Annotated in this window: 24 protein-coding genes; 10 read left to right on the top strand and 14 right to left on the bottom strand. The window is 59.7% G+C overall.

Going from position 1 to position 24,858, the window contains the following annotated elements:
* Positions 1-183: 183 nt before the first annotated feature.
* The 5 genes from CFE47_RS24845 (at position 184) to CFE47_RS24825 (ending at position 3,684) form a co-directional block, all read left to right on the top strand.
* Entirely contained in the window at positions 184-1,677 is a 1,494-nt protein-coding gene (locus tag CFE47_RS24845; RefSeq protein ID WP_286841118.1) for an RNA polymerase factor sigma-54, read from the top strand.
* Between the two features lie 75 nt (positions 1,678-1,752).
* Positions 1,753-2,058, top strand: a complete 306-nt coding sequence (gene hpf / locus CFE47_RS24840; protein WP_105696165.1) for a ribosome hibernation-promoting factor, HPF/YfiA family — start codon at positions 1,753-1,755, stop codon at positions 2,056-2,058.
* Between the two features lie 12 nt (positions 2,059-2,070).
* Positions 2,071-2,535 carry a PTS IIA-like nitrogen regulatory protein PtsN gene (gene ptsN / locus CFE47_RS24835; RefSeq protein WP_061435337.1) on the top strand — a complete coding sequence of 155 codons (465 nt, stop codon included), beginning with the start codon at positions 2,071-2,073 and terminating at the stop codon, positions 2,533-2,535.
* A gap of 2 nt (positions 2,536-2,537) precedes the next feature.
* On the top strand, positions 2,538-3,395 hold the full coding sequence (gene rapZ, locus CFE47_RS24830; RefSeq protein ID WP_185708363.1) for an RNase adapter RapZ: 858 nt from the start codon (positions 2,538-2,540) through the stop codon (positions 3,393-3,395).
* A 16-nt stretch (positions 3,396-3,411) separates the two neighbouring features.
* Complete coding sequence (locus CFE47_RS24825; RefSeq protein ID WP_185708362.1) at positions 3,412-3,684, top strand: HPr family phosphocarrier protein; 273 nt, start codon at positions 3,412-3,414, stop codon at positions 3,682-3,684.
* Positions 3,685-3,721: 37 nt separating this feature from the next.
* On the opposite strand, the gene CFE47_RS24820 is transcribed toward CFE47_RS24825, so the two are convergent.
* From CFE47_RS24820 to pmbA, 6 genes are all read right to left on the bottom strand, one after another.
* Positions 3,722-4,615 carry a ZIP family metal transporter gene (locus tag CFE47_RS24820; protein ID WP_185708361.1) on the bottom strand — a complete coding sequence of 298 codons (894 nt, stop codon included), beginning with the start codon at positions 4,613-4,615 and terminating at the stop codon, positions 3,722-3,724.
* A gap of 32 nt (positions 4,616-4,647) precedes the next feature.
* Positions 4,648-5,259, bottom strand: a complete 612-nt coding sequence (locus CFE47_RS24815; protein ID WP_065900714.1) for a superoxide dismutase — start codon at positions 5,257-5,259, stop codon at positions 4,648-4,650.
* 1 nt (position 5,260) lies between these two features.
* Positions 5,261-5,704: a DUF2753 family protein gene (locus CFE47_RS24810; RefSeq protein WP_185708360.1), complete on the bottom strand. Its 444-nt coding sequence runs from the start codon at positions 5,702-5,704 to the stop codon at positions 5,261-5,263.
* Between the two features lie 27 nt (positions 5,705-5,731).
* Positions 5,732-7,108, bottom strand: coding sequence for a class II fumarate hydratase (locus CFE47_RS24805; RefSeq protein ID WP_286841112.1), 1,377 nt, complete (start codon positions 7,106-7,108; stop codon positions 5,732-5,734).
* The gene (locus tag CFE47_RS24800; protein ID WP_286841110.1) at positions 7,101-7,496 is read right to left on the bottom strand and encodes a FagA protein; all 396 of its coding nucleotides are present in this window, start codon (positions 7,494-7,496) and stop codon (positions 7,101-7,103) included. The genes CFE47_RS24805 and CFE47_RS24800 overlap by 8 nt, the downstream gene beginning before the upstream one ends.
* 149 nt (positions 7,497-7,645) lie before the next feature.
* Positions 7,646-8,992 (bottom strand): metalloprotease PmbA, encoded by a 1,347-nt coding sequence (gene pmbA / locus CFE47_RS24795; RefSeq protein WP_286841109.1) that lies wholly within the window; start codon positions 8,990-8,992, stop codon positions 7,646-7,648.
* Positions 8,993-9,100: 108 nt separating this feature from the next.
* On the opposite strand from pmbA, the gene yjgA reads away from it, so the two are divergent.
* Complete coding sequence (gene yjgA, locus CFE47_RS24790) at positions 9,101-9,622, top strand: ribosome biogenesis factor YjgA (protein WP_033899348.1); 522 nt, start codon at positions 9,101-9,103, stop codon at positions 9,620-9,622.
* A gap of 46 nt (positions 9,623-9,668) precedes the next feature.
* Here the strand turns inward: yjgA and tldD are convergent, their stop codons facing one another.
* From tldD to mreB, 8 genes are all read right to left on the bottom strand, one after another.
* On the bottom strand, positions 9,669-11,111 hold the full coding sequence (gene tldD, locus CFE47_RS24785) for a metalloprotease TldD (protein WP_017529090.1): 1,443 nt from the start codon (positions 11,109-11,111) through the stop codon (positions 9,669-9,671).
* A 16-nt stretch (positions 11,112-11,127) separates the two neighbouring features.
* The gene (locus tag CFE47_RS24780; RefSeq protein WP_185708355.1) at positions 11,128-11,976 is read right to left on the bottom strand and encodes a carbon-nitrogen hydrolase family protein; all 849 of its coding nucleotides are present in this window, start codon (positions 11,974-11,976) and stop codon (positions 11,128-11,130) included.
* Positions 11,977-12,024: 48 nt separating this feature from the next.
* The gene (locus tag CFE47_RS24775) at positions 12,025-15,840 is read right to left on the bottom strand and encodes a YhdP family protein (RefSeq protein ID WP_286841107.1); all 3,816 of its coding nucleotides are present in this window, start codon (positions 15,838-15,840) and stop codon (positions 12,025-12,027) included.
* A gap of 75 nt (positions 15,841-15,915) precedes the next feature.
* Positions 15,916-17,373, bottom strand: a complete 1,458-nt coding sequence (gene rng, locus CFE47_RS24770) for a ribonuclease G (protein ID WP_010213134.1) — start codon at positions 17,371-17,373, stop codon at positions 15,916-15,918.
* A 70-nt stretch (positions 17,374-17,443) separates the two neighbouring features.
* Positions 17,444-18,040, bottom strand: a complete 597-nt coding sequence (locus tag CFE47_RS24765; protein ID WP_185708353.1) for a Maf family protein — start codon at positions 18,038-18,040, stop codon at positions 17,444-17,446.
* Between the two features lie 51 nt (positions 18,041-18,091).
* Positions 18,092-18,580 carry a rod shape-determining protein MreD gene (mreD, locus tag CFE47_RS24760; RefSeq protein ID WP_003171788.1) on the bottom strand — a complete coding sequence of 163 codons (489 nt, stop codon included), beginning with the start codon at positions 18,578-18,580 and terminating at the stop codon, positions 18,092-18,094.
* Positions 18,580-19,680: a rod shape-determining protein MreC gene (mreC, locus tag CFE47_RS24755; RefSeq protein WP_286841155.1), complete on the bottom strand. Its 1,101-nt coding sequence runs from the start codon at positions 19,678-19,680 to the stop codon at positions 18,580-18,582. Before mreC ends, mreD begins: the two co-directional genes overlap by 1 nt.
* A gap of 139 nt (positions 19,681-19,819) precedes the next feature.
* The gene (mreB, locus tag CFE47_RS24750) at positions 19,820-20,857 is read right to left on the bottom strand and encodes a rod shape-determining protein MreB (RefSeq protein WP_002555108.1); all 1,038 of its coding nucleotides are present in this window, start codon (positions 20,855-20,857) and stop codon (positions 19,820-19,822) included.
* 210 nt (positions 20,858-21,067) lie between these two features.
* Here mreB and gatC point away from each other — a divergent pair, with 210 nt between their 5' ends.
* From gatC to CFE47_RS24730, 4 genes are all read left to right on the top strand, one after another.
* Entirely contained in the window at positions 21,068-21,355 is a 288-nt protein-coding gene (gatC, locus tag CFE47_RS24745) for an Asp-tRNA(Asn)/Glu-tRNA(Gln) amidotransferase subunit GatC (protein ID WP_003171764.1), read from the top strand.
* A gap of 16 nt (positions 21,356-21,371) precedes the next feature.
* Entirely contained in the window at positions 21,372-22,823 is a 1,452-nt protein-coding gene (gatA, locus tag CFE47_RS24740; protein ID WP_286841102.1) for an Asp-tRNA(Asn)/Glu-tRNA(Gln) amidotransferase subunit GatA, read from the top strand.
* Between the two features lie 10 nt (positions 22,824-22,833).
* A complete protein-coding gene (gene gatB / locus CFE47_RS24735; protein ID WP_286841100.1) occupies positions 22,834-24,279 on the top strand; it encodes an Asp-tRNA(Asn)/Glu-tRNA(Gln) amidotransferase subunit GatB in 1,446 nt (481 codons plus the stop codon).
* Positions 24,280-24,437: 158 nt separating this feature from the next.
* Positions 24,438-24,809 (top strand): septal ring lytic transglycosylase RlpA family protein, encoded by a 372-nt coding sequence (locus CFE47_RS24730; RefSeq protein WP_286841098.1) that lies wholly within the window; start codon positions 24,438-24,440, stop codon positions 24,807-24,809.
* Positions 24,810-24,858: the final 49 nt, after the last annotated feature.

Here is a 24,858-nt window from a genome sequence, read left to right as displayed (position 1 = left end):
ACCGTGGTGTCACGGCCGCTCGCCAAGGCGCGCGGGAGTCAATGAAAACCTCCGGATTTTTATTGTTACCGCGCTCTAGGCAAAGCCCCCGATATCAGGCATATAATTTGCTTATGTTTGGCGCTCACGCGCCCTGTCGTGGATGGCGCATTGCGCCGGCGAATAAGGTGTTAAGCCCCTGCCATGAAACCATCGCTAGTCCTGAGAATGGGCCAGCAGCTGACGATGACACCGCAGCTGCAACAGGCCATCCGCCTGCTTCAATTGTCGACCCTGGACCTGCAACAGGAAATCCAGGAGGCCTTGGAGTCCAATCCGATGCTCGAACGCCAGGAAGAAGGCGACGACTTCGATAATGCAGACCCGCTGGCCGACAACATCGAGCAAAAACCCAATTCCGACGTGCAGGAACCTTCCTATCAGGAAACCGCCCCTACGGTGGACAACCTAGAGGAAGGCGAATGGAACGAACGCATTCCCAACGAGCTTCCGGTCGACACCGCCTGGGAAGACGTCTACCAGACCAGCGCCAGCAGCCTGCCCAGCAACGACGATGACGAGTGGGACTTCACCACCCGCACCTCCGCTGGCGAGAGCCTGCAGAGCCATCTGCTGTGGCAACTGAACCTTGCGCCGATGTCGGACACCGATCGGCTGATCGCTGTAACCCTCATCGATTGCATCAACAACCAGGGCTACCTGGACGAGACCCTTGAAGAGATTCTTGAGGCGTTCGACCCGGAACTGGACATTGAGCTGGACGAAATCGAAGCCGTCCTGCACCGCATCCAGCAATTCGAGCCGGCCGGCATTGGCGCTCGCACCCTTAGTGAATGCCTGCTGCTGCAATTGCGCCAACTGCCAGCCAAGACGCCGTGGCTCAGCGAAGCTCTGCGCTTGGTCACCGACTACATCGACCTGCTGGGCAGCCGCGACTACAGCCAGTTGATGCGTCGCATGAAGCTCAAGGAAGACGACCTGCGCCAGGTCATCGAGCTGGTACAAAGCCTGAACCCACGCCCGGGCTCGCAGATCGAGTCCAGCGAAGCCGAATACGTCGTCCCCGACGTCATCGTACGCAAGGACAACGAGCGCTGGCTGGTAGAACTGAACCAGGAGTCGGTGCCACGCCTACGGGTCAATCCGCAATACGCCGGATTTGTGCGTCGCGCCGACACCAGCGCCGACAACACCTTCATGCGCAACCAGTTGCAGGAAGCCCGCTGGTTCATCAAGAGCCTGCAGAGCCGTAACGAAACCCTGATGAAAGTCGCCACCCAGATCGTCGAGCACCAACGCGGCTTCCTGGAATATGGCGATGAAGCAATGAAACCCTTGGTTCTGCATGACATCGCCGAGGCGGTGGGTATGCACGAATCGACGATTTCCCGGGTAACCACGCAAAAGTTCATGCACACCCCACGAGGGATATATGAACTGAAATACTTTTTCTCCAGCCATGTCAGCACCTCCGAAGGCGGCGAATGCTCGTCCACGGCGATCCGCGCGATCATCAAAAAACTGGTTGCCGCGGAAAATCAGAAAAAGCCGTTGAGTGACAGCAAGATCGCTGGTTTACTGGAGGCACAAGGCATTCAGGTCGCCCGTCGAACCGTCGCCAAGTACCGCGAATCCCTTGGGATCGCGCCTTCCAGCGAGCGCAAGCGTTTGATGTGACGGGCGGGCCATAGCGTTCCAGTGGCAGGCACCCCGGCCTGCCGCTTTATGCACTGGCAACGAAGGAGAAGCTGTATGCAAGTCAACATCAGTGGACACCATGTAGAAGTCACCCCTCCACTGCGCGACTACGTCGAGCAGAAGCTGAAAAGGCTTGAGGGTCATTTTGACAAGATCACCAATGTGCAAGTGATCATGAAGGTCGACAAACTTCAGCAGAAAATCGAAGCGACCCTACAGATTCCCGGTGGCGAAGTAGTCGCCAATGCCGAGCATGAAGACATGTATGCATCGATCGATGCCTTGACTGACAAGCTTGACCGCCAACTTAAAAAGCATAAGGAAAAGCAGCAGAGCCTTCTTCAGGGCACAGGCCGCTAACACTCCCCACCCATGATTCGACTTGAAACCATCCTGACCCCCGGCCGTTCCCTTGTGAACGTGCCGGGCGGCAGTAAAAAGAAAGCCCTCGAACAAATTGCCAACCTGATCGCGCGCGAAGTGCCAGATCTGGAGATGCAAGATGTCTTCGACGCTCTGATTGCTCGTGAAAAACTTGGATCAACCGGTTTTGGTAACGGCATCGCCATTCCTCACTGCCGCCTCAAAGGCTGCGAGACACCCGTCAGCGCATTGCTGCACCTGGAAGCACCCATCGATTTCGACGCCATCGACGGCGCCCCGGTAGACCTGCTGTTTGTATTGCTGGTCCCGCAGGCTGCCACCGATGCGCACCTGGAACTGCTTCGGCAGATCGCCAGCATGCTCGACCGCAAGGAAGTACGCGACAAACTGCGCAGTGCCAGCAGCAATGAGGCGCTGTACCAGGTTGTCCTGGATGAACAGAACGGGCAGTAATCATGCGTTTGATCATCGTCAGCGGCCGCTCCGGCTCGGGTAAAAGTACCGCCCTCAACGTTCTCGAGGACAACGGTTTCTATTGCATCGACAACCTGCCTGCTGGCCTGCTGCCTGAACTGGCGGAACGCGCGCTGATCCATACTGAACTGGCCCAGCCCCTGGTCGCCGTTTCGATCGATGCCCGCAACCTGCCCAGCCATCTTGAACGTTTCCCGATATTGCTTGAGGAAGTCAGGGCCAAGCATATTCATTGTGATGTGTTGTACCTGGATGCCGACGAAGAGACCTTGCTCAAGCGTTTCTCCGAAACACGTCGACGCCACCCCCTCAGCAGCCCGCATCGCTCCCTGGCCGAAGCCATCGAAGATGAAACCAAGCTGCTGGGCCCGATCATTGACCTCGCCGATCTCAAGATCAACACCACCAGCCTCAACCTGTACCAGTTGCGCGATGCCATCAAGCTACGCCTGCTGAATCAGCCGGAACCCGGCACCGCGTTTCTCGTGGAGTCTTTTGGGTTCAAGCGAGGCATGCCGGTGGATGCCGACCTGGTGTTCGACGTGCGCTGCCTGCCCAACCCCTATTGGAAGCCGGAGTTGCGCGAGCAATCCGGGCTGGATCAACCGGTGGCCGAGTATTTGGCGGCACAACCGGACGTAGAGGAGATGTTCCAGGACATTTCCAGCTACCTGCTCAAGTGGCTGCCGCGTTTTGCCGCCAGCAACCGGGCCTATGTCACCATCGCTATCGGCTGCACCGGCGGCCATCACCGTTCGGTCTACCTGACCGAACGCCTGGGCCAGGTGCTACAAAAAACCCTCAAGAACGTCCAGGTCCGCCACCGCGACCTTAGCTGAAAGGAACACCTGCGCGATGCCCGCTCTGGAAATTGAAATCATCAACAAGCTGGGCCTGCACGCCCGTGCCTCGGCCAAATTCGTCGGGGTCGCCGGGCAGTTTCCCTGCCAGATTCGCGCCGGGCGCACGCCGGAATCCATGGTCGATGGCAAAAGCATCATGGCCATGATGATGTTAGCCGCCGGCAAGGGCACCAAGATTCATTTGAAAACCGAAGGCGAGCAAGAAGACGAAGCAATGAACGCGCTTGTGGCGCTGATCAATAACTTCTTTGATGAGGGTGAGTAAACTCACCCTTTGAGACGGGCGTGAAGCCGCAACGGCTTCACCCCAACGCGGTATCCATCACCATCATCAAGCAAAAACCGATGCACAACCCCAGGCTAGCCAGCTTTTCGTGACCATTGCGCCGCGACTCGGGGATTACCTCATGCGTCACCACAAGCAGCATTGCACCAGCAGCCAGGGCCAACCCCAGTGGCAACAGCACCTCGGCAAGGCTCACCAGCCAAGCGCAAAGTACGGCGAACACTGGCTCGACCAAGCCTGACGCAGCACCGATCAGGAACGCCTTGACCCGCGACATCCCTGCCCCGGCCAATACCAAAGCAATCACCAGCCCTTCCGGCACGTCCTGCAAGGCAATACCCATGGCCAGGCTATCTGCGTCGGGCATGCCACCGCCCGCCGAAACACCCACCGCCATGCCTTCCGGGATGTTGTGGGCGATGATGGCGAACACGAACAGCCAGATGCGCGGCGGGATCACCGGATTATCTGGCGTGCCCACGAGCATTTCCGGGCTGGCGCCGGATACCTTACGGTCGACCAGATACAGCCCGAATGCTCCGAGCATGATGCCGAAGCTGATCAACCCACTGGCGCCCCAGGGCGAGAGCCCGAGGGTTTCAGCGGCGGCAATGCCCGGCACGATCAACGAAAAAGCGGTTGCCGCCAGCATCACTCCGGCCCCAAAGCCCAGCAAAGTGTCGCTCAGCGCCACCGGCATCCGCCGAATCACCAACACTGGCACCGCGCCAAGCGCCGTACCGAGCGCACAAATCGCGCCGCCTTGCAGGGCGCGTAAAATGCGCGGTTCCAGGTTCAGCCACTCCAGCCCGTGGGCCACCAGCAATGCAGTACCTGCCAATAGCAGCAGCGAGCCAAACGCATAACGAAACATTCGCCCACTGCTGATCGCCAGTGTTTCAGTGCCCATAGTCGGCCTTAGATCTTGTTATAGGGTGGGTATCAGGCCAGCGCGGCCTGGTAGCGCGCAGCGACTTCCGGCCAATTGATGACGCTGTAGAAGGCATTGATATATTCCGGGCGACGGTTCTGGTACAGCAGGTAGTAGGCGTGCTCCCAGACGTCCAGACCCAGGATCGGCGTGTTGCCGTTCATCAGCGGGCTGTCCTGGTTACCACTGCTTTCCACTACAAGGGTCTTTTGCGGGGTCACGCTCAGCCATGCCCAGCCACTGCCGAAGCGAGTAAGCGCGGCTTTGGTGAAGGCCTCTTTGAAACTATCAAAACCACCCAACTGTTCATCGATGGCCTTGCCAAGCGCACCCTCTGGCTTGCCGCCACCTTTAGGCGACATCACCGCCCAGAACAGCGAATGGTTGGCGTGGCCGCCACCTTGATTGATCACTGCCGCGCGCAGTTTTTCCGGCAATTGCTGAACACTGGACACCAGCTTCTCGACCGGCCAGCCCGCGAACTCGGTGCCCTCGACCGCGGCATTGAGGTTGTTGATATAGGTCTGATGGTGTTTGGTGTAGTGGATCTCCATGGTTTGCGCATCGATATGCGGCTCCAGGGCGTCGTAGGCGTAAGGCAAGGCAGGCAAGGTGTAAGACATTTCAATGAGCTCCGTAATAGGGACTGTTGCGGGTCGACGCATCCGTTTGCGCCGCAGTGCCGCCCAGCAAGCGATGGGTGCGTGGGTACTCGCCGTGATCGCTGATGAAATTCAACAGTTCGACGTAGGTCTTGCTGCTCTGACGTAGCGCCGCCTCCCGCAATTGCGGGCTCAGGCGTGGGTCCTGCATGGTCTGCAACAGACGCTGGTGAATGGCGCAGAGGTATTCCGCGCTTTCTTCCGGCTGGTTCAGACGCAGGTGCAGGTCCGCCAGGTTGTGATGGGAAATGACGCAGGCCGCCACCGCTTCGTCGGCATCCGCCCAGCGTTCAAATAACACTTGAGCCAAGGCCAGGGCTTGCAAATAGGCCTCGCGAGCGTCAACCAATTCGCCTGCCATAAAGCAGCGATTGGCCCGTTCGATCGTGCGTTTCCAGTGCTCCATGGTGAGCCTCCAAAGCAGAGTCGGTGATTACACGCCGCCAGCTGTAAGCTTTTCCGGGTCCAGCAGGATTTCCAGTTGGCTACGGGGCAAGTCGGTGTGCTCAAGGGCGACATCAATCACCGGACGACCTTGTTGATAGGCCTTCTTAGCGATTTCAGCAGCCTTCTGGTAACCAATGATCGGGTTGAGTGCGGTGACCAGGATCGGGTTGCGGGACAGCGCTTCCTTGAGCTTGGCTTCGTTGACCTTGAAACTGGCGATCGCCTTGTCCGCCAGCAAACGGCTGGAGTTCGCCAACAGCTCCAGGCTACTGAGCAGGTTCTGGGCGATGATCGGCAGCATCACGTTGAGCTCAAAATTGCCCGATTGACCCGCAACGGTGATCACCGTGTCATTGCCAATGACTTGTGCAGCCACCATGGCAGTCGCTTCCGGAATCACCGGGTTGACCTTGCCAGGCATGATCGAGGACCCAGGCTGCAGCCCTTCCAGCTCGATCTCACCGAGGCCGGCCAAAGGGCCGGAGTTCATCCAGCGCAGGTCGTTGGCGATTTTCATCAGTGACACAGCAACGGCCTTCAATTGGCCGGAAACCGCGACGGCGGTGTCTTGGGAGCCGATCAGCGCGAACAGGTTCTTGCCCGGGGTGAATTTCACATCTGTCAGGCTGCTCAATTGCTGGCTGAAGCGCGCGGCAAATTCCGGGTGGGCATTGATCCCGGTACCGACGGCGGTGCCACCCTGTGCAAGGGACTGCAGGCTGGGCAGCAGGTCCTGGAGGTGACTGATATTGGCCTTGAGTTGCTGCGCCCACCCATTGAGCACCTGGCTCATGCGCACCGGCATGGCATCCATCAAGTGAGTGCGGCCGGTCTTGATGAACGGATGGACTTCCTCGGCCTTCTGCTCGATTACCTGAACCAGATGCAACAGGGCCGGCAAGGTTTGCTCGTGCAGGACTAGCGCGGCGCTGACGTGGATAGTGGTCGGGATGATGTCGTTACTGCTCTGCCCGCAGTTCACGTGATCGTTGGGGTTGATCGGCTCGCCGAGCAAACGCGTGGCGAGTGTGGCAATGACTTCGTTGGCGTTCATGTTGGAACTGGTGCCAGAACCGGTCTGGAAGATATCCACTGGGAAGTGCTGCATGAAATCGCCTTCCAGCAAACCCTGGGCAGCATCGACAATGGCTTTGCCCTGCCCTTCGCTGATCTGCTTGAGGTCGACGTTGACCTTGGCTGCAGCGGCCTTGGCCAGGATCAGCGCGCGAATGAATTGCGCCGGCATGCGTTGGTTGCTGATCGGGAAGTTGTTCACCGCGCGCTGGGTTTGCGCGCCATACAAGGCCTCGGCCGGCACTTGCAGCTCGCCCATGCTGTCGCGTTCGATACGGGTGTTACTCATCGTTAGATCCTTGCACCAGGTCGGAGTGAGAAATAGACGGCAGCAATTCGCAGGTCGCCAATCGCCACGCAAAACTCTGCCAGCGCTTGAGGCGGCAGGCACAGTGAGAGAGTTTTTCCAGGTCACGCAGGGGACGCCAGGCTTGGTCCAGGCACATCGAGCGCCAATGCCAGGGCAGCGCGATATCGTTGGCGGTGTCGAGCAGTAGACGGAATGAGGTTTCAGCGATCGTCCACGGATGGGTGGCGGTGCAGCACGCCAGGTATCGACCCTCATTGAGGTAATGTTCGATCAGGCGCGGCTCGTTGGGATTGAGGCCGCAGCGAATCTGGCGACTCATCCAGCGCCAGCTTTCCAGATAAGGATCCTCATGCAGGACAGAACTCATGATCCACACTCATTCGGTAATGATATTTATTATTAAATGATATTGAGAATCAAAACAAGAGTGGCGCATTAATACACCTTTAGCACAGCCACAAAAAAAGGCGCGCCATCCGTGAGATGGCGCGCCTCTTTGTTAAAGCGATGGAAGAGTCAGCTACCGGCGACGGTCATCCGCTCGATCAGTACCGAACCCGTGCGAATGTTGCTACGCAGTTCCAAGTCATTACCCACGGCAACAATCTGCTTGAACATGTCGCGCATATTGCCGGCAATCGTCACTTCCTGGACGGCAAATTGAATCTCGCCGTTCTCAACCCAGAAACCCGCCGCACCACGGGAATAATCCCCGGTGACCATGTTCAGGCCATGGCCCATCAACTCCGTCACCAGCAGGCCACGGCCCATGCGCCGCAACAGCGCTGCCTGGTCTTCATCGCCATGGGTGACGAACAGGTTATGCACGCCGCCAGAGTTGGCGGTGCTCGGAAGGCCGAGCTTACGGCCGGAGTAAGTGCCCAGCACGTAGGACACCAACTCACCCTTTTCGACAAACGGCTTGGCATAAGTCGCAAGGCCATCACCGTCGAACGCCGAACTACCCATGGCACGCATCAAGTGCGGGCGCTCATCGATGGTCAGCCACTCAGGAAACAGCTTCTGACCAATCGAGCCTTCCAGGAACGACGATTTACGATAGAGGTTCCCACCGGAAATCGCCCCCAGGAAACTGCCGAACAAACCGCCGGCCAGTTCCGCCGAGAACAGCACCGGCACCTCGCAGGTCGGCACCGGACGCGCCCCCAAACGGCTCGCGGCACGTTGCGCGGCGCGCTGGCCAATGCTGGCTGGGTCTGCCAGCAATTCACCCTGGCGATTCACGTCGTACCAGTAATCGCGCTGCATCTGGCCATTGGCTTCGGCAATCATCACGCAACTCAAGCTATGGCGCGTAGATGCATAACCGCCGATAAAACCATGGCTGTTGCCATACACGCGGCAACCCTGATGTGTGCTCAACGTGGTGCCATCAGCGTTCTTGATGCGGGCATCGGCGTCGAACGCAGCCGCTTCGCAGGCCAGCGCCTGTTCGATGGCCTGCTCGGGGGTGATGTCCCACGCGTGGAATAGATCGAAGTCTTTCAAGTCCTTGGCCATCAAGGCCTTGTCAGCCAAACCCGAGCTTTCGTCTTCAGAGGTGTGCTTGGCAATTGCCAGCGCGGCGGCAACCGTTTCACGAATCGCCTCTGGGCCGCTGGCCGATGTGCTGGCCGAACCTTTGCGCTGCCCCACGTACAAGGTGATGCCAAACCCTTGGTCACGGTTGAATTCGACGGTTTCCACTTCCCGCTGACGTACCGAAGTCGACAGCCCCTGCTCCAGCGACACCGCCACTTCACAGGCACTGGCCCCTTGGCGCTTGGCCTCGGCAAGGATCTGCTCGACTTGTTCCTGCAGTGCCGGTAACGCTTGCGGACCGACGCTTTGGGCTGCACTCATGGTTTTCTCCACTCAAATTCTGCTTTCGGTTAAGGCCATCGAGCGACCGGGCCGGACAAGCGGCCCCCGACTGGTTATCATGGCGGCGTTTCTTTGCGGACTGCCACCATGGTTGATTCTTACGACGACTCCCTCGATGGGGAGAAAAGCAAAACCCAGGTCAAACGTGAGCTGCATGCTCTGGTTGACCTCGGCGAGCGCCTTACAACGCTCAAGAAGGATTTGATTGCAAAACTGCCACTGACCGACGAAATGCGTCGAGCCTTGGCCGATGCGCCCAAGCACACCGCGAATATCGCGCGTAAACGGCACATCTCGTTTATCGGCAAACTGATGCGCGACCAAGACATTGACGCCATTCTGACCTTGCTCGACCAAACCGATGCCTCCACTCGCCAGTACAACGAACGTTTCCACAACCTGGAACGTTGGCGTGACCGCCTGATCTCGGGCGATGACGCTGTGCTGGAGAAATTCGTGGTGGACTACCCGGACGCGGATCGCCAGCAACTGCGCTCCCTGATCCGTCAGGCCCAGCACGAGCTGGCGCATAACAAAGCGCCGGCCACCAGCCGTAAAATCTTCAAGTACATCCGTGAGCTGGACGAGACCCAACGCGGCCTGCGTTGATCCCTTCCCCGGGTGGCGACCTTCGCCACCCGAAGCTCCACATCCCTTACGAGCCCGTGCCACCCACGGTAATCGCATCAATTTTCAGCGTTGGCTGGCCGACACCCACCGGCACCGACTGCCCATCTTTCCCGCACGTGCCCACGCCGCTGTCCAGCGACAGGTCGTTGCCGACCATCGACACCTTGCTCATCGCCTCCGGCCCGTTGCCGATCAACGTTGCGCCTTTGACCGGAGCAGTGATCTTGCCGTCTTCGATCAGGTACGCCTCGCTGGTGGAGAACACAAACTTGCCGCTGGTGATATCCACCTGGCCGCCGCCGAGGTTGGCGCAATAGATCCCGCGCTTGACCGAGGCAATGATTTCCGCCGGATCGCTTTCGCCACCGAGCATGTAGGTATTGGTCATACGCGGCATCGGCAGGTGCGCGTAGGATTCACGGCGGCCGTTGCCGGTACGCGCGACGCCCATCAGGCGCGCATTGAGCTTGTCTTGCATGTAGCCCTTGAGCACGCCGTTTTCGATCAGGGTGGTGCACTCGGTTGGCGTGCCTTCATCGTCCACACTCAACGAGCCCCGGCGACCGGCCAAGGTGCCGTCATCGACAATGGTGCACAGCTTGGACGCAACCATCTCGCCCATGCGCCCGCTGTAGGCTGAACTGCCTTTGCGGTTGAAATCGCCTTCCAGGCCATGGCCGACCGCTTCGTGCAACAACACGCCGGACCAACCCGAACCCAGCACCACCGGCAAGGTACCGGCCGGCGCAGGAATGGCTTCCAGGTTGACCAGTGCCTGGCGCAGCGCCTCACGGGCATAACCCATGGCGCGGTCTTCAGCGAGGAAATAGCGGTAGTCGGTACGCCCGCCACCCCCATGGCCACCGCGCTCGCGGCGACCGTTCTGCTCGACGATCACACTGACGTTGAACCGCACCAACGGCCGTACGTCTGCCGCCAAGCCACCATCGGTGGACGCCACCAGAATGCGTTCCCACACACCGGCCATGCTCACGGTGACCTGCTGGATACGCGGGTCCAGGGCACGAGTGGCGGCGTCGACACGCTTGAGCAACTCGACCTTCTCAGCGCGGCTGATCACTTCCAGAGGGTTATCCGGCGCATATAACTGGGCCACATCCTGGGTGCTGAACGCCTGCACCGTGCCATTTTGACCGGCTCGGGAGATCGAACGCGCAGCACGCGCCGCAAGGCCCAAGGCTTCCAGCGTGATTGCGTTGCTGTAGGCAAAGCCGGTTTTCTCACCGGACTGCGCACGTACGCCTACACCCTGGTCAAGGTTGAAGCTGCCTTCCTTGACGATGCCATCTTCCAGCGCCCAGGACTCGGAGATCTGCCCCTGGAAATACAGGTCAGCCGCATCGATGCCGGGCCCGGCGAGGTCGCCCAGCACGGTTTGCAAACTTTCGATGGTCACGCCACCGGGTGCCAGGAGGTGTTCACTGACTGAGGACAACAACTCGCTCATAGGTTTGGCCTTAAATTCATCGTTCCGAAGCAGGCCGCTGTGCGCCCTGCGAGAAAAAGCGCCGATGGTTGACCACCGGCATGCGCGCCCGTATCGACGCCTGTTCACTGCTATCGCGCTCGGCCAACAACACCGCTTCGCCTTGATCCTGCTGCGTCAGTACACGCCCCCATGGGTCGACAATCGCCGCATGCCCATGGGTTTCCCGTGGCCCCGGATGCACTCCACCCTGGGCGGCCGCCAGCAGATAGCACTGGGTCTCGATGGCCCTGGCGCGAATCAGCACGTCCCAGTGCGCGGCACCGGTCACTGCCGTAAAGGCCGAAGGTGCAGTAATCAACTCGGCCCCCGCTGCGCGCAGCTCGCTGTACAGCTCGGGAAAGCGCAGGTCGTAACACACCGTCAGGCCCAAACGGCCAACGGGTGTATCCGCCACCACCACATTGCTCCCGAAAGCATAGTCGTCGGATTCCCGATAACGACCGCGTGTATCTGCAACATCGACATCGAACAGGTGCAATTTGTCGTAGCGGGCAACGATTTCACCGCGATCATCGACCAACAACGAGCAGGCATTGGACTTGGCGTTCGGCTGGCCTTCTGGGGGCAGCGGTAAAGTACCGGCCACTATCCATAAGGTGAGGTCGCGGGCGGTCTGTTTCAACCACGGCAGGATCGGGCCTTCGCCCAAGGCCTCGGCGCGGCCGATGTCGGCGACGTCGCGACGGCCCATGGCGGCGAAGTTTTCCGGGAGTACCGCAAGCTTTGCTCCGGCCGCTGCCGCTTGTTCCAGCAGGCGTCGGGCCTGAGCCAGATTGGCCAGCACATCGCTCTGGCTGACCATTTGAATTACCGCAAAGGACATGGGCCGACACTCCGTAATAGGCATGCGACCATGCTACTCCACAGGCTCTCAGTTTGGTTTTTCAAATGGCTTGTCGAAGGTGATTTTCGGGTCCTTCCAAGGGCCTTCCACTTTGTACTGCACGCTGGCAAAACGCGACACCCGATCACCGATCAACTTGTCGATCAGGAACAAAGCACCACCAATGGCCGGCGCACCGACGATCAGCGCAGCAATCGGCAGATTGTTGGTGACCGGCAACGTAACGAGCAACTTGGCGTCGACACGGTCGGCCACCAAGTCGAGGGTGCCATTGAGCTCCAGGTTGGTCGACGGCCCGGTCATGGTGATCGGCTCACGGGTGACGAACACGCCATTACTGGCGGCCAACAAACCTTTTACCCGATCGTAGCTCAAGCCCTTGCCGAGCAAGTCAGAGAAATCGAGGCGCAGTCGGCGACCAATGGAGTTGAAGTTAAGCAGCCCGAACACCCGCAGGGCCTGGGCCCCACCCTCCACTTCCACAAACTGGCCGTTGCGGAACGCCGCATCCAGGCTGCCAGAGAAACGCTTGGGCCCGACATACGCCGGTGAACCGGGCCAGCGCCCGTCTACGTCCAGGTGGAAATCCTGGCTGGTGACGGTAGGGGCATAACCCCAGCCCTTGAGCACATCGCCAATATTCTTGCCATCCAGGCGGCCCTTGTACCAACTGCTGCTATCGCCTGCCGTGCCTTCCCAACCACCGGCGCCTTTGAGCTGCATGCCCTTGAGCCCCAAGTCCAGGTTATTGAAGGCCATGCCCTTGGCGGTTGGTCGGATCTTCAGCGACCAGGCCCCCACCAGGTCAGGCCCCTGGAACAGCTGAGCAATCGAGATATCCAACGCCGGAATGTCCTTGGGGTCGATATCCGCCAGTGGGTCCGGTGCGTTCTCGTTTGCCTGCACCGTCGGGTCCGGAGCGGGCAACTTCACGTATTGCAGGTTGACCACAATCGGTGCGCCTTTGGCGTCCGGCACGTTTACGCTGCCCTTGGCTTGCAGGCTGTCGAGTTGCAAGCCCCACGCCGCCGGTTTGCGGTCCAGTTGCAGGTTGACCTGGTCGAATTGGGTGCCAAAACCGGTCAGCTTGCCTACCTTGAAATCAGCGCTATTGAGCAATTGCTTGGCGCTGCCGCCTGGGTCATTGCCTGCGTATCGGTCGACCAGTTTCTTCCAGGGGTCGATATCCAGCTCCGACAACACGCCACGAATGCGCAACCCCTTGCTCGTCGGCAGCAGCGCATCGCCATCACCGAGGAACAACTCGCCTCGGCCCTCATTGAACTTGTCTGGCGGTGCGGCGAAGGTGAAGTTCGCCAGCTCGCCGTAATCGAACCAATAACGGCGCTCGGCGCCCTGCAGGGTCATGCGGAATACGCTATCGCGACCTTGGCTGGCCGGCATGCCGAACGGAGCCGGCAAGTCCACCGCCACGCCCTTGAGGCTGGAGCTGACCATCAACTGGCTGTCCGCGCCGTCCAGGTTCAGCTGCAACTGGTACGGAATGTCGCCAGACACCGGCAATGGCTGAGTAATTTTCAGCCAGTCGGTCAGCCGCTTGACGGTGACCTGGCCCTTGGCCGTCACCCGAGTGCTGATTTTGCCCGGCTTACCGTCGGCAGTTATTTGCGCAGTGATGGGCCGATCAAACGCTTGGGCCGAGATGTTTTGGCCGCTGAGGCCCTTGGCACTGTCAAAGCGGAAATCCCCCTTGAGCTGGGTCAGGTCCAGCGTCGGCTCAGCCAATTGCAGGCGTGACTTGTCGGTCTTGAAGTCCACCACGATTTTCGGCTCGGCGTCCTTGGCCAGCGGGATATCCAGGTCAAGGCTGCCTTGCAGGTCGCCATCGCCCTTCCAGCCGGCAAACGTCGATGCCGTACCGATCGGCGCTTCCTGAAGGATTTTCAAGCCATCACCCAGTCCACCGGCAAACCCGCCGGTCAGCAACAGATGACTGTCCTTGCCCGCAGGTGCATGGGGAATGTTGACGTAGATGTCCTTGACCTTGGTATCGAGCAACTGGCCCTTGCTGGCCAGGATGCGCACGCCGCTCTCCTCGACGAACACTTCGCCCTTGACCTTGCTGACATGGGGCCAGCCTGGCTGGAACGCGAGTTCAGCATCATGCACCTTGAAGAACAGGCTGATATTGCGCGAAGCCGGCAACGCATCGTGGTTAAGCGAGCCTTGGTACTGGAAAAAACCCTCATCCACCGCGCCCTTGAGGATCGCGGTGCGCAGCCATTCATCCAACGCCGGGCTCAACACTGCCGGCAGGTATTTAGGGGTAAAACGCCCATCGCCATCGACCATGCCGACCCGCAGGTCCATATAGTCTTCTTGCGCCTGATCAAAATGCAGGCGGATCAAGAAGTCGGCAGCGACCTTGCCCTCTTCACCCAGCACCTTGATATACGGGGCGATCAGGGTGAAACCCTCCTTGTCCAGCTTCCACGTCAGTCGCGCATTGGCCTGGATGTACTGCCACGGCTTGGCGAAGATCGGGTCGAGGTGCAGGGAAAAGTCCTTGCTGTCCATGCGCAGCTCACCGTGACCCAAGTCGCCGCTGATGCTACCGGACACATTTCGCGCCGCCGGCGCACCGAAGTAGGCGTCAAAGCCGATGCGCTCCAGATTGGCGGCGAAACTGACTTTTTGATCGCTGTTGTCTTGAGGGCGAAAATCCACCAGCACATTACGCAGCATGCCGGTGGCTTTCAGGTGTTCGATGGTTTTGGCGACGCCTTCCGGTAACGGCGCCAGGGCATTCAGCAACGGCGTGATGGGCGTCAGGTCCAGGCGGTCGGCCTGCAGTTTCCAGACCTCCAGGTCCTTGTCGGTAGCCAGAGTTTGCTGCAATTGCAGACGCGACTCCCAGCGAGTTTCTCCGAGGTTCATTGCCAGCGAATCGAACAGCACCTTAAGACCCGTCTCACTGCGTTGCAGGTAGGCCGTCAGTGCGAGATTTTCGATATGCACCGGCTTACGGTCGGCGTAGCTGCCCGCCACCTGTGGCGAGTTGAGGCGCACCACCGCGCTTTGCACAGTCCCCTTGGCCCATGTCAGCCAGAACTCGCCGCCGGCCTTGAGTTGGGTAAGCTTCCACTGTTGAGTCAGCTTGGCCGGGATCCACTTGGCCCAATCACTCTGCGGCAAGCTGAGGTAGGCCTGAACCTCACCGTCCTTCCACTGGCTTGCGCGAATGCGGGTACGCAGGCTGACAGCCAAAGGCTGGCCATCAGGCAGGGTCAAGCGTGCGTCCAGCCGTTGGCGCGTCATGCCGGTGTGCAGGCTCAAGCCTACATACGTCAGCGTCATCGGGGCCTGGTCGAATGGCTGCAGGGTAATCTGGCTGTCGAGCAGCGATACGCGCTTGACCATCTGCATACGCGTGAGCAACTGCTCCGGGTCCAGCGGCTGGTCGTCCTGTACTGGCACCCCTTGCAGCGCCCAGTGGCCGTCCTTGTTTTCCTTCACGCTGAGTTGCAGACCGCTGACTTCCAAATGGGCTATGCGCACTTCGCGCGCCATCAGACTGGCCCAGATGTCCGGTACTACTTCGACCTGGTCCAGGCGCAATGCGCTATTGCCCTCACCGACCATCACGTCGTGGGCCAGCAATATGGGGGCGAAACCACTCCAACGGCCTTCAAGGCTGCCGATGTGCAGGGGCATATCCACTGCGGCCTGGGCCTTGGCTTCAATTTCAGCGCGGTATTCAGCCACCAGCGGCGTCAATTCCCGCCCCAGGCTTACATACAACGCAGCAAACACCAGCAACAAGGCACAGAGGCCCAGGCCCCAGCGGGTCAAAGCGGCAAAAAAGCGTGTCAGACGCTCCATGTCAGGCGACCCTCAAAGCAGTAGTCGGACAGCAGATCAACGCCTGCCGGTCTCGTAAATAAAAGCGAATGGGGATCAGAGCAGCACCACGTCGTATTGTTCCTGGGAATACATGGTTTCGACCTGGAAGCGAATCGTGCGGCCGATAAACCCCTCCAGCTCGGCGACGTTACCGGACTCTTCGTCCAGCAGGCGATCGACCACCTTCTGGTTGGCAAGCACTCTATAGCCTTCAGCCTGGTAAGCCCGCGCCTCCCGTAGGATTTCCCGGAAAATCTCGTAGCAAACCGTTTCCGGGGTCTTCAACTTGCCGCGCCCCTGGCAACTGCTGCACGGCTCGCACAGCACCTGCTCAAGGCTTTCGCGCGTGCGTTTGCGCGTCATCTGCACCAAGCCCAATTCGGTGATGCCAATGATATTGGTCTTGGCGTGATCACGTTCCAGCTGTTTTTCGAGGGTGCGCAGCACCTGGCGTTGGTGCTCTTCATCTTCCATGTCGATGAAGTCGATGATGATGATGCCGCCCAGGTTGCGCAGGCGCAGTTGGCGAGCAATTGCAGTGGCCGCTTCGAGGTTGGTCTTGAAGATCGTTTCTTCAAGGTTGCGATGCCCTACGAAAGCGCCGGTGTTGACGTCGATGGTGGTCATGGCTTCGGCCGGATCCACCACAAGATAGCCGCCGGACTTGAGCGGCACTTTGCGCTCAAGGGCTTTTTGGATCTCATCTTCGACGCCATACAGGTCAAAGATAGGCCGTTCGCCGGGATAGTGTTCCAGGCGATCAGCAATTTCCGGCATCAGTTCGGCCACGAATTGCGTGGTGCGCTGGAAGGTTTCCCGCGAGTCGATGCGAATTTTCTCAATCTTCGGGCTGACGAGGTCACGCAAGGTGCGCAGGGCCAGGCCCAAGTCTTCATAGATCACGCTCGGCGCGCCAATCGTCTTGATCTGCGCGCCGATCTGGTCCCACAGGCGCCGCAGGTAACGGATGTCCATAAGGATTTCGTCAGCGCCGGCCCCCTCGGCGGCGGTACGCAGGATAAACCCGCCCGCTTCCTTGATGCCTTCGGCAGCCACGCAGTCGCTGACGACTTTTTTCAGGCGTTCGCGCTCGGCTTCGTCTTCGATTTTCAGGGAAATCCCGACATGGGCAGTGCGCGGCATGTAGACCAGATAGCGCGACGGAATCGACAACTGAGTGGTCAGGCGTGCGCCCTTGGAGCCGATGGGGTCCTTGGTAACTTGCACCACCAGGCTCTGCCCTTCATGCACCAGGGCGCTGATGCTTTCCACCGCCGGACCTTCGCGCAGTGAAATTTCCGAAGCATGGATAAACGCAGCACGGTCCAACCCGATATCGACGAATGCCGCCTGCATCCCCGGCAATACGCGCACCACCTTGCCCTTGTAGATATTGCCGACGATCCCGCGCTTCTGGGTGCGCTCGACATGCACTTCTTGCAGAACACCGTTCTCTACCACCGCCACGCGCGATTCCATCGGCGTGATATTGATCAGAATCTCTTCACTCATGGCTGGGTCTCGTTCAGGCGTTTTCACAATAGTGACCAATCGCTTAAGGCTGGGCGCGCAAGTCAGGCGTTCAGCGCGCGGTAAGGTTTTGCCAACAGGGTATGCCGAATTGGCCCAGCAGTTCTGCGGTTTCGCACACCGGTAGGCCTACCACGGCGGAATAGCTGCCATTGAGACCGGCGACAAATACCGAACCCAACCCCTGGATAGCATAGCCGCCCGCCTTGTCCTGAGGCTCACCACTGTGCCAGTAGGTGGTCGCTTCCTCGATAGAAATTCCGCGAAAAAGCACGCGACTGCTTACACATCGAGTTACGCAACGCTGCCCGTCAGTAAGCGCAACAGCAGTGAGCACTTCATGTTCACGCCCCGCCAATGCCATCAGCATCGCCAGAGCATCGGCCTGGTCAACGGGTTTCCCGAGGATATTGCCATCGACAATCACGGCCGTATCGGCACCCAGTACACACATGCCGGTGGTGTTTTCGAGCGCAGCAAAACCCGCCGTTGCCTTGCCACGGGCAAGACGCTCGACGTACGAAACGGCGGATTCATTTGTAAGAGGAGTTTCATCAATAGCGGCGCTGACCACGGTGAAGGGCACACCGATCTGGGTCAGCAGTTCACGCCGCCTCGGGGAGCCCGAGGCCAGATAAAGCGAATTCATTGCAGACTCTCCCTGAGGGGCTCGATAACCAGGCAGAGCCTCGCAATCCATTCAATTGATTTTATAGCGACGACGTAACCCACGTAGACCGAAGCTGATCCAAGGCCACAGCAGCGCACTGACCAGGGCGGGCAGAACCAACGCCAGGGTCGGCTGGCGGTTGCCGGTCAAAGCACTGAGCCACAGTTGAACCAGCTGCGCCAGGCCGAAGATCACCAGGATCACCAGGCACTGCTGCCACATTGGAAACATGCGTAAACGCTGCTGCAATGACAGCACCAGGAAGGTAATCAGCGTCAGGATCAACGCGTTCTGACCCAGCAAGGTGCCATACAGCACATCTTCCGCCAAGCCCAGGAACATCGCCGTGACCATGCCGACTTTGTGCGGCAGGTTCAGTGACCAGAACGCTAGCAGCAGCGCCAGCCAGAGCGGGCGCAGGATTTCCATGAATTGCGGCAATGGCGAAACGCTGAGCAACAAACCGATGGCAAAAGTCAGCCAGACGATCCAGCCATTGCGCGAATGAGTACCGGCCATTATTCCTCCCTCTGCCGTGTAGTGGCCGGGGCGGCCGCCGGAGGCTTGGCTGCAGGCGTTGCGGCCGGTGGCTTGGTTGCGGCCGGTTTAGCAGCGCGCGCGCTGTGGGCCGCAGGCTTGACCGGTGTTGCGACGGGCGCCGCAGCAGCAGGCGCAGGCGCGGGTGGCCCGACGAATGCCGGCTTTGGCACCGTTGCAGGCACGATCGGCGCAATCCCGTTTTGCTTGTCTTCCGCTTCCTGCGCCTGCGCGGCGTCATTGGCGCGCTCTTCGGGAGTGCGGTTGTCGCTGAACACCAGCAGCAGGTAGCGGCTGCGGTTCAGGGCGGCAGTCGGCACCGCACGCACAATGGCGAACGGCTGGCCGGAGTCGTGGATCACTTCCTTGACCGTCGCCACCGGGTAACCCGCCGGGAAACGCTGGCCGAGGCCGGAGCTGACCAGCAGGTCGCCTTCCTTGATGTCGGCAGTGTCGGCGACGTGACGCAACTCCAGGCGCTCGGGGTTGCCGGTACCGCTGGCAATTGCCCGCAAGCCGTTGCGGTTCACCTGCACTGGAATGCTATGGGTGGTGTCCGTCAGCAGTAATACCCGCGAGGTGTAGGGCATCAACTCGACCACCTGCCCCATCAGGCCACGGGCATCGAGCACCGGCTGACCCAGCACCACGCCGTCGCGCTCACCCTTGTTGATGATGATGCGATGGGTGAAGGGGTTGGGGTCCATGCCGATCAACTCGGCCACTTCGACCTTTTCGTTGACCAATGCGGAAGAATTGAGCAACTCACGCAACCGAACGTTCTGCTCTGTCAGGGCCGCCAGCTTTTGCATGCGCCCCTGCAGCAGCAGGTTCTCAGTCTTGAGTTTTTCGTTCTCGGCGACCAGTTCAGTGCGGCTGCCAAATTGGCTGGCCACGCCCTGGTAAAGACGTTGCGGCAGGTCGGTGATCCAGTAAGTCTGCATCAACACCAGCGACATCTGGCTGCGCACGGGCTTGAGCAGTGCAAAGCGGGCATCGACCACCATCAGCGCGACCGAAAGCACGACCAGCACCAACAGGCGCACGCCCAATGAGGGGCCTTTGGCGAAAAGCGGTTTAATAAGCCGCTCCTCCCAGGCAAATGTTTTCTTTATTCATACGGCATCTAACCGGCCTGGATGCAGATTGAAGAAGATAAACGCCAACAGGCAGCACTGCAAAGTGCTGCCTGTTGGCCAAGCATGAACCGTTCAACCAGGCTTATTCGCTGGAGAGCAGGTCCATGGTGTGTTTATCCATCATTTCCAGTGCACGACCACCGCCACGGGCAACGCAGGTCAGCGGGTCTTCGGCGACGATCACCGGCAGGCCAGTTTCCTGGGCCAACAGCTTGTCGAGGTCGCGCAGCAAGGCGCCACCACCGGTCAGTACCAGGCCACGCTCGGCGATATCGGAAGCCAGTTCCGGCGGCGATTGCTCCAGGGCGCTCTTCACGGCCTGAACGATAGTTGCCAGGGACTCTTGCAGAGCCTCAAGCACTTCGTTGGAGTTCAGGGTGAAAGCACGTGGAACGCCTTCGGCCAGGTTGCGACCGCGAACATCGACTTCGCGCACTTCGCCGCCTGGGTAAGCGGTACCGATTTCCTGCTTGATACGCTCAGCGGTGGACTCACCGATCAAGCTGCCGTAGTTACGACGCACGTAAGTGATGATCGCTTCGTCGAAACGGTCGCCGCCAACGCGTACGGATTCGGCATACACCACACCGTTCAGGGAGATCAGGGCGATTTCAGTAGTACCACCACCGATATCCACCACCATCGAACCGCGCGCTTCTTCAACCGGCAGGCCGGCACCGATCGCAGCAGCCATTGGCTCTTCGATCAGGAACACTTCACGGGCACCGGCACCAAGGGCCGATTCACGGATGGCACGACGCTCAACCTGGGTGGACTTGCATGGAACGCAGATCAGCACTCGAGGGCTAGGCTGCAGGAAACTGTTTTCGTGAACCTTGTTGATGAAGTACTGCAGCATCTTCTCGCAGACGCTGAAGTCGGCGATCACGCCGTCTTTCATCGGACGAATGGCAGCAATATTGCCTGGTGTACGGCCGAGCATGCGCTTGGCCTCGGTGCCAACGGCAACGACACTTTTCTGATTACCATGGGTCCGAATAGCCACAACCGATGGCTCATTCAGGACGATACCGCGCTCGCGCACGTAAATAAGGGTGTTGGCAGTGCCCAGGTCAATGGAGAGATCGCTGGAAAACATGCCACGCAGTTTCTTGAACATGGGGAAAGGACCCTAGGCAACGCGTGGGTAAAAAAGTGCGGCAAACTCTAACAACGACAGGGATTTTGGGCAAGGCGCCAATGTGCTAAATTGGCCGACTTTCTGTGCACCAACCCCCACAATCGCGGCCATATGACCGTAGAAATGCGGTAGTGTTCCGACAATCTAACACACGGACGCCCTCCGTTCTGTTTTCCACTGGAGAATCCCATGGCGCTTGAACGCTCCGACGTGGAAAAAATCGCGCATCTGGCCTCGCTTGGCCTGAATGAAGCCGATCTTCCACAGACCACCGCAGCCCTGAACAGCATTCTCGGGCTGGTTGACCAAATGCAGGCCGTGAATACCGACGGCATCGAGCCCCTGGCGCACCCGCTGGAAGCCAGCCAGCGCCTGCGTGCAGACGTCGTGACCGAACGCAATAATCGCGAGGCCTACCAGTCCATCGCGCCAGCGGTCGAAAACGGCCTGTACCTGGTTCCGAAAGTCATCGACTAAAGGGAAAGAGCCTTTCATGCATCACATGACTCTGGCCGAGATCGCCCGCGGTCTCGCCGACAAAAAGTTTTCGTCCGAAGAGCTGACCAAGACCCTGCTTGCGCGCATCGCCGAGCACGATTCAAAGGTCAACAGCTTCATCAGCCTCACCGAAGAGCTGGCCCTGAGCCAGGCCAAGGCCGCCGACGTGCGTCGCGCCAACGGTGAAAATGGCGCGTTGCTGGGTGCTCCAATCGCCCACAAGGACTTGTTCTGCACGCAGGGCATTCGCACCAGTTGCGGCTCCAAGATGCTCGACAACTTCAAGGCGCCCTACGACGCTACCGTGGTGTCCAAGCTGGCCGCCGCCGGGGCTGTGACCCTGGGCAAGACCAACATGGACGAATTCGCCATGGGTTCGGCCAACGAGTCGAGCTACTACGGCGCGGTGAAAAACCCGTGGAACCTGGAACACGTGCCAGGCGGTTCGTCTGGTGGTTCGGCCGCCGCCGTTGCGGCGCGCTTCCTGCCGGCGGCCACGGCCACCGACACCGGCGGTTCCATCCGCCAGCCAGCCGCCTTCACTAACCTCACCGGTTTGAAGCCGACCTACGGTCGCGTTTCCCGCTGGGGCATGATCGCCTACGCGTCCAGCCTCGATCAGGGCGGCCCTTTGGCACGTACCGCCGAAGACTGCGCAATTTTGTTACAAGGTATGGCCGGATTCGATAAACAGGACTCCACCAGCATCGATGAGCCGGTGCCGGACTACAGCGCCAGCCTCAACACCTCGATCAAAGGCCTGCGCATCGGTGTGCCGAAGGAATACTTCAGCGCCGGTCTCGACCCGCGCATCGCCCAGCTTGTGCACAACAGCGTCAAGGAGCTGGAAAAGCTCGGCGCCGTGATCAAGGAAGTCAGCCTGCCGAACAACGGGCACGCCATTCCTGCGTACTACGTGATCGCACCGGCCGAGGCCTCTTCGAACCTGTCGCGTTTCGACGGTGTGCGTTTCGGCTACCGCTGCGAAAACCCGAAAGACCTCACCGACCTGTACAAGCGCTCCCGTGGCGAAGGCTTCGGCGTGGAAGTACAACGCCGCATCATGGTCGGTGCCTACGCACTGTCGGCCGGTTACTACGATGCGTACTACCTCAAGGCGCAAAAAATCCGTCGCCTGGTCAAAAACGACTTCATGGCGGCCTTTGAAGAAGTCGACGTGATCCTCGGCCCAACCACGCCGAACCCGGCCTGGAAGCTCGGCGCCAAGAATGGCGACCCGGTGGCTGCGTACCTCGAAGACCTGTACACCATCACCGCCAACCTCGCGGGCTTGCCGGGCTTGTCCATGCCAGCGGGTTTCGTCGATGGCCTGCCGGTCGGCGTGCAACTGCTCGCCCCGTATTTCCAGGAAGGCCGCCTGCTCAATGTGGCGCACCAGTACCAGTTGCACACCGACTGGCACACTCGCACCCCTACCGGCTTCTGAGGAGAACACTATGCAATGGGAAGTTGTGATCGGGCTGGAGATTCATACCCAGCTCGCCACCCAATCGAAGATTTTCTCCGGTAGCGCCACCACGTTCGGTTCAGAGCCGAACACCCAGGCCAGCCTGGTAGACCTGGGCATGCCCGGCGTTCTGCCGGTGCTGAACCAGGAAGCGGTGCGCATGGCGGTGATGTTTGGCCTGGCGATTGACGCCGAGATCGGCCAGCACAACGTGTTCGCGCGCAAGAACTACTTCTACCCGGACCTGCCCAAGGGCTACCAGATCAGCCAGATGGAACTGCCAATTGTCGGCAAGGGCCACCTGGATATCCCGCTGGAAGACGGCACCATCAAGCGTGTCGGCGTCACCCGCGCCCACCTGGAAGAAGACGCCGGCAAGAGCCTGCACGAAGAATTCCCGGGCGCGACCGGTATCGACCTGAACCGCGCTGGCACACCGTTGCTGGAAATCGTTTCCGAGCCTGACATGCGCAGCGCCAAGGAAGCCGTGGCCTACGTCAAGACCATCCACGCGCTGGTGCGCTACCTGGGCATCTGCGACGGCAACATGGCCGAAGGCTCGCTGCGTTGCGACTGCAACGTGTCGATCCGCCCAAAGGGCCAGGCCGAGTACGGCACGCGCTGCGAGATCAAGAACGTCAACTCGTTCCGTTTCATCGAGAAGGCGATCAACAGCGAAGTACGTCGCCAGATCGAGCTGATCGAAGACGGCGGCAAGGTCATCCAGCAGACCCGCCTGTACGATCCGAACAAAGACGAAACCCGCGCCATGCGCAGCAAAGAGGAAGCCAACGACTACCGTTACTTCCCCGACCCGGATCTGTTGCCGGTGGTCATCGAGGACTCGTTCCTCAATGACGTGCGCGCCACCCTGCCGGAATTGCCGCAGCAAAAACGCGAGCGCTTCCAGGAGCAGTTCGGCCTGTCGGTCTACGATGCCAGCGTCTTGGCTTCCAGCCGTGAGCAAGCCAACTACTTCGAAAAAGTCGTGAGCATTGCCGGTGACGCCAAGCTGGCGGCCAACTGGGTGATGGTTGAGCTGGGCAGCCTGTTGAACAAACAGGGCCTGGAAATCGACGAAGCTCCGGTCACTGCCGAGCAGTTGGGCGGCATGCTGCTGCGCATCAAGGACAACACCATCTCCGGCAAAATCGCCAAGACCGTGTTCGAAGCCATGGCGGGCGGTGAAGGCAGCGCCGACGAGATCATCGAGAAGCGCGGCCTCAAGCAAGTCACCGACAGCGGCGCCATTTCGGCCGTTCTGGATGAAATGCTCGCAGCCAATGCCGAGCAGGTCGAGCAATACCGCGCGGCAGACGAAGCCAAGCGCGGCAAGATGTTCGGCTTCTTTGTGGGCCAGGCGATGAAAGCCTCCAAAGGCAAGGCCAACCCGCAACAGGTGAACGAATTGCTGAAAAGCAAGCTCGAAGGCTGACAGCGATGAATGGTCCGGGTGCAGATTTGACTTGCCACCCGGATCCCCTGTGGGAGCTGGCTTGCCTGCGATTGCATCACCTCGGTGTTATTGAGACACCGAGTCGTCTGCATCGCAGGCAAGCCAGCTCCCACATTGGTTATGGGGCACCTTAGAAAATGAAGCGTCTACTCGGCCTCCTGGCCCTGTTCTCCCTACTGGCCGGTTGCGCCAGCGGCCTCATCAACCCCAACGGCTACGACGAAACCGGCACCGCCTCGTATTACGGCGCCAAGCACCATGGCAACAAGACCGCCAGTGGTGAACCTTTCAACCAGAACGCCCTGACCGCCGCCCACCGGCAATTGCCGTTCGGCACCCAGGTCAAGGTCACCAATCTCGACAACGATAAATCCGTGGTTGTCCGCATCAATGATCGCGGCCCGCATACCCGTGGGCGCTTGATTGATTTGTCACGCAAGGCTGCCGAGCAGTTGGGCATGATCAGCAGCGGCACGGCGCGAGTGCGCGTGCAAGCCTTGGGCAACTAACCATGGAGGACCGGTCATTTTCGGATTAACCGCCCTCTCACCCTGGAGC

Origin of the sequence: Pseudomonas sp. PGPPP1 (assembly GCF_002255865.1) — a bacterium.
Classification (GTDB): Bacteria; Pseudomonadota; Gammaproteobacteria; order Pseudomonadales; family Pseudomonadaceae; genus Aquipseudomonas; species Aquipseudomonas cremoris.
Note: the sequence above shows the minus strand (reverse complement) of the source record. Positions and strands in the feature narration are given on the sequence as shown.

What these genes read in the sequence shown, in the direction of transcription:
- yjgA (WP_033899348.1), top strand. Translation starts at nt 9,101, where the DNA reads ATGGTTGATTCTTACGACGACTCCCTCGATGGGGAGAAAAGCAAAACC.
- CFE47_RS24780 (WP_185708355.1), bottom strand. Translation starts at nt 11,976, where the DNA reads ATGTCCTTTGCGGTAATTCAAATGGTCAGCCAGAGCGATGTGCTGGCC.
- CFE47_RS24805 (WP_286841112.1), bottom strand. Translation starts at nt 7,108, where the DNA reads ATGAGTAACACCCGTATCGAACGCGACAGCATGGGCGAGCTGCAAGTG.
- tldD (WP_017529090.1), bottom strand. Translation starts at nt 11,111, where the DNA reads ATGAGCGAGTTGTTGTCCTCAGTCAGTGAACACCTCCTGGCACCCGGT.
- CFE47_RS24800 (WP_286841110.1), bottom strand. Translation starts at nt 7,496, where the DNA reads ATGAGTTCTGTCCTGCATGAGGATCCTTATCTGGAAAGCTGGCGCTGG.
- rng (WP_010213134.1), bottom strand. Translation starts at nt 17,373, where the DNA reads ATGAGTGAAGAGATTCTGATCAATATCACGCCGATGGAATCGCGCGTG.
- mreD (WP_003171788.1), bottom strand. Translation starts at nt 18,580, where the DNA reads ATGGCCGGTACTCATTCGCGCAATGGCTGGATCGTCTGGCTGACTTTT.
- mreB (WP_002555108.1), bottom strand. Translation starts at nt 20,857, where the DNA reads ATGTTCAAGAAACTGCGTGGCATGTTTTCCAGCGATCTCTCCATTGAC.
- CFE47_RS24810 (WP_185708360.1), bottom strand. Translation starts at nt 5,704, where the DNA reads ATGGAGCACTGGAAACGCACGATCGAACGGGCCAATCGCTGCTTTATG.
- CFE47_RS24815 (WP_065900714.1), bottom strand. Translation starts at nt 5,259, where the DNA reads ATGTCTTACACCTTGCCTGCCTTGCCTTACGCCTACGACGCCCTGGAG.
- gatB (WP_286841100.1), top strand. Translation starts at nt 22,834, where the DNA reads ATGCAATGGGAAGTTGTGATCGGGCTGGAGATTCATACCCAGCTCGCC.
- ptsN (WP_061435337.1), top strand. Translation starts at nt 2,071, where the DNA reads ATGATTCGACTTGAAACCATCCTGACCCCCGGCCGTTCCCTTGTGAAC.
- CFE47_RS24820 (WP_185708361.1), bottom strand. Translation starts at nt 4,615, where the DNA reads ATGGGCACTGAAACACTGGCGATCAGCAGTGGGCGAATGTTTCGTTAT.
- gatA (WP_286841102.1), top strand. Translation starts at nt 21,372, where the DNA reads ATGCATCACATGACTCTGGCCGAGATCGCCCGCGGTCTCGCCGACAAA.
- CFE47_RS24765 (WP_185708353.1), bottom strand. Translation starts at nt 18,040, where the DNA reads ATGAATTCGCTTTATCTGGCCTCGGGCTCCCCGAGGCGGCGTGAACTG.
- CFE47_RS24730 (WP_286841098.1), top strand. Translation starts at nt 24,438, where the DNA reads ATGAAGCGTCTACTCGGCCTCCTGGCCCTGTTCTCCCTACTGGCCGGT.
- CFE47_RS24775 (WP_286841107.1), bottom strand. Translation starts at nt 15,840, where the DNA reads ATGGAGCGTCTGACACGCTTTTTTGCCGCTTTGACCCGCTGGGGCCTG.
- CFE47_RS24845 (WP_286841118.1), top strand. Translation starts at nt 184, where the DNA reads ATGAAACCATCGCTAGTCCTGAGAATGGGCCAGCAGCTGACGATGACA.
- gatC (WP_003171764.1), top strand. Translation starts at nt 21,068, where the DNA reads ATGGCGCTTGAACGCTCCGACGTGGAAAAAATCGCGCATCTGGCCTCG.
- CFE47_RS24825 (WP_185708362.1), top strand. Translation starts at nt 3,412, where the DNA reads ATGCCCGCTCTGGAAATTGAAATCATCAACAAGCTGGGCCTGCACGCC.
- pmbA (WP_286841109.1), bottom strand. Translation starts at nt 8,992, where the DNA reads ATGAGTGCAGCCCAAAGCGTCGGTCCGCAAGCGTTACCGGCACTGCAG.
- rapZ (WP_185708363.1), top strand. Translation starts at nt 2,538, where the DNA reads ATGCGTTTGATCATCGTCAGCGGCCGCTCCGGCTCGGGTAAAAGTACC.
- hpf (WP_105696165.1), top strand. Translation starts at nt 1,753, where the DNA reads ATGCAAGTCAACATCAGTGGACACCATGTAGAAGTCACCCCTCCACTG.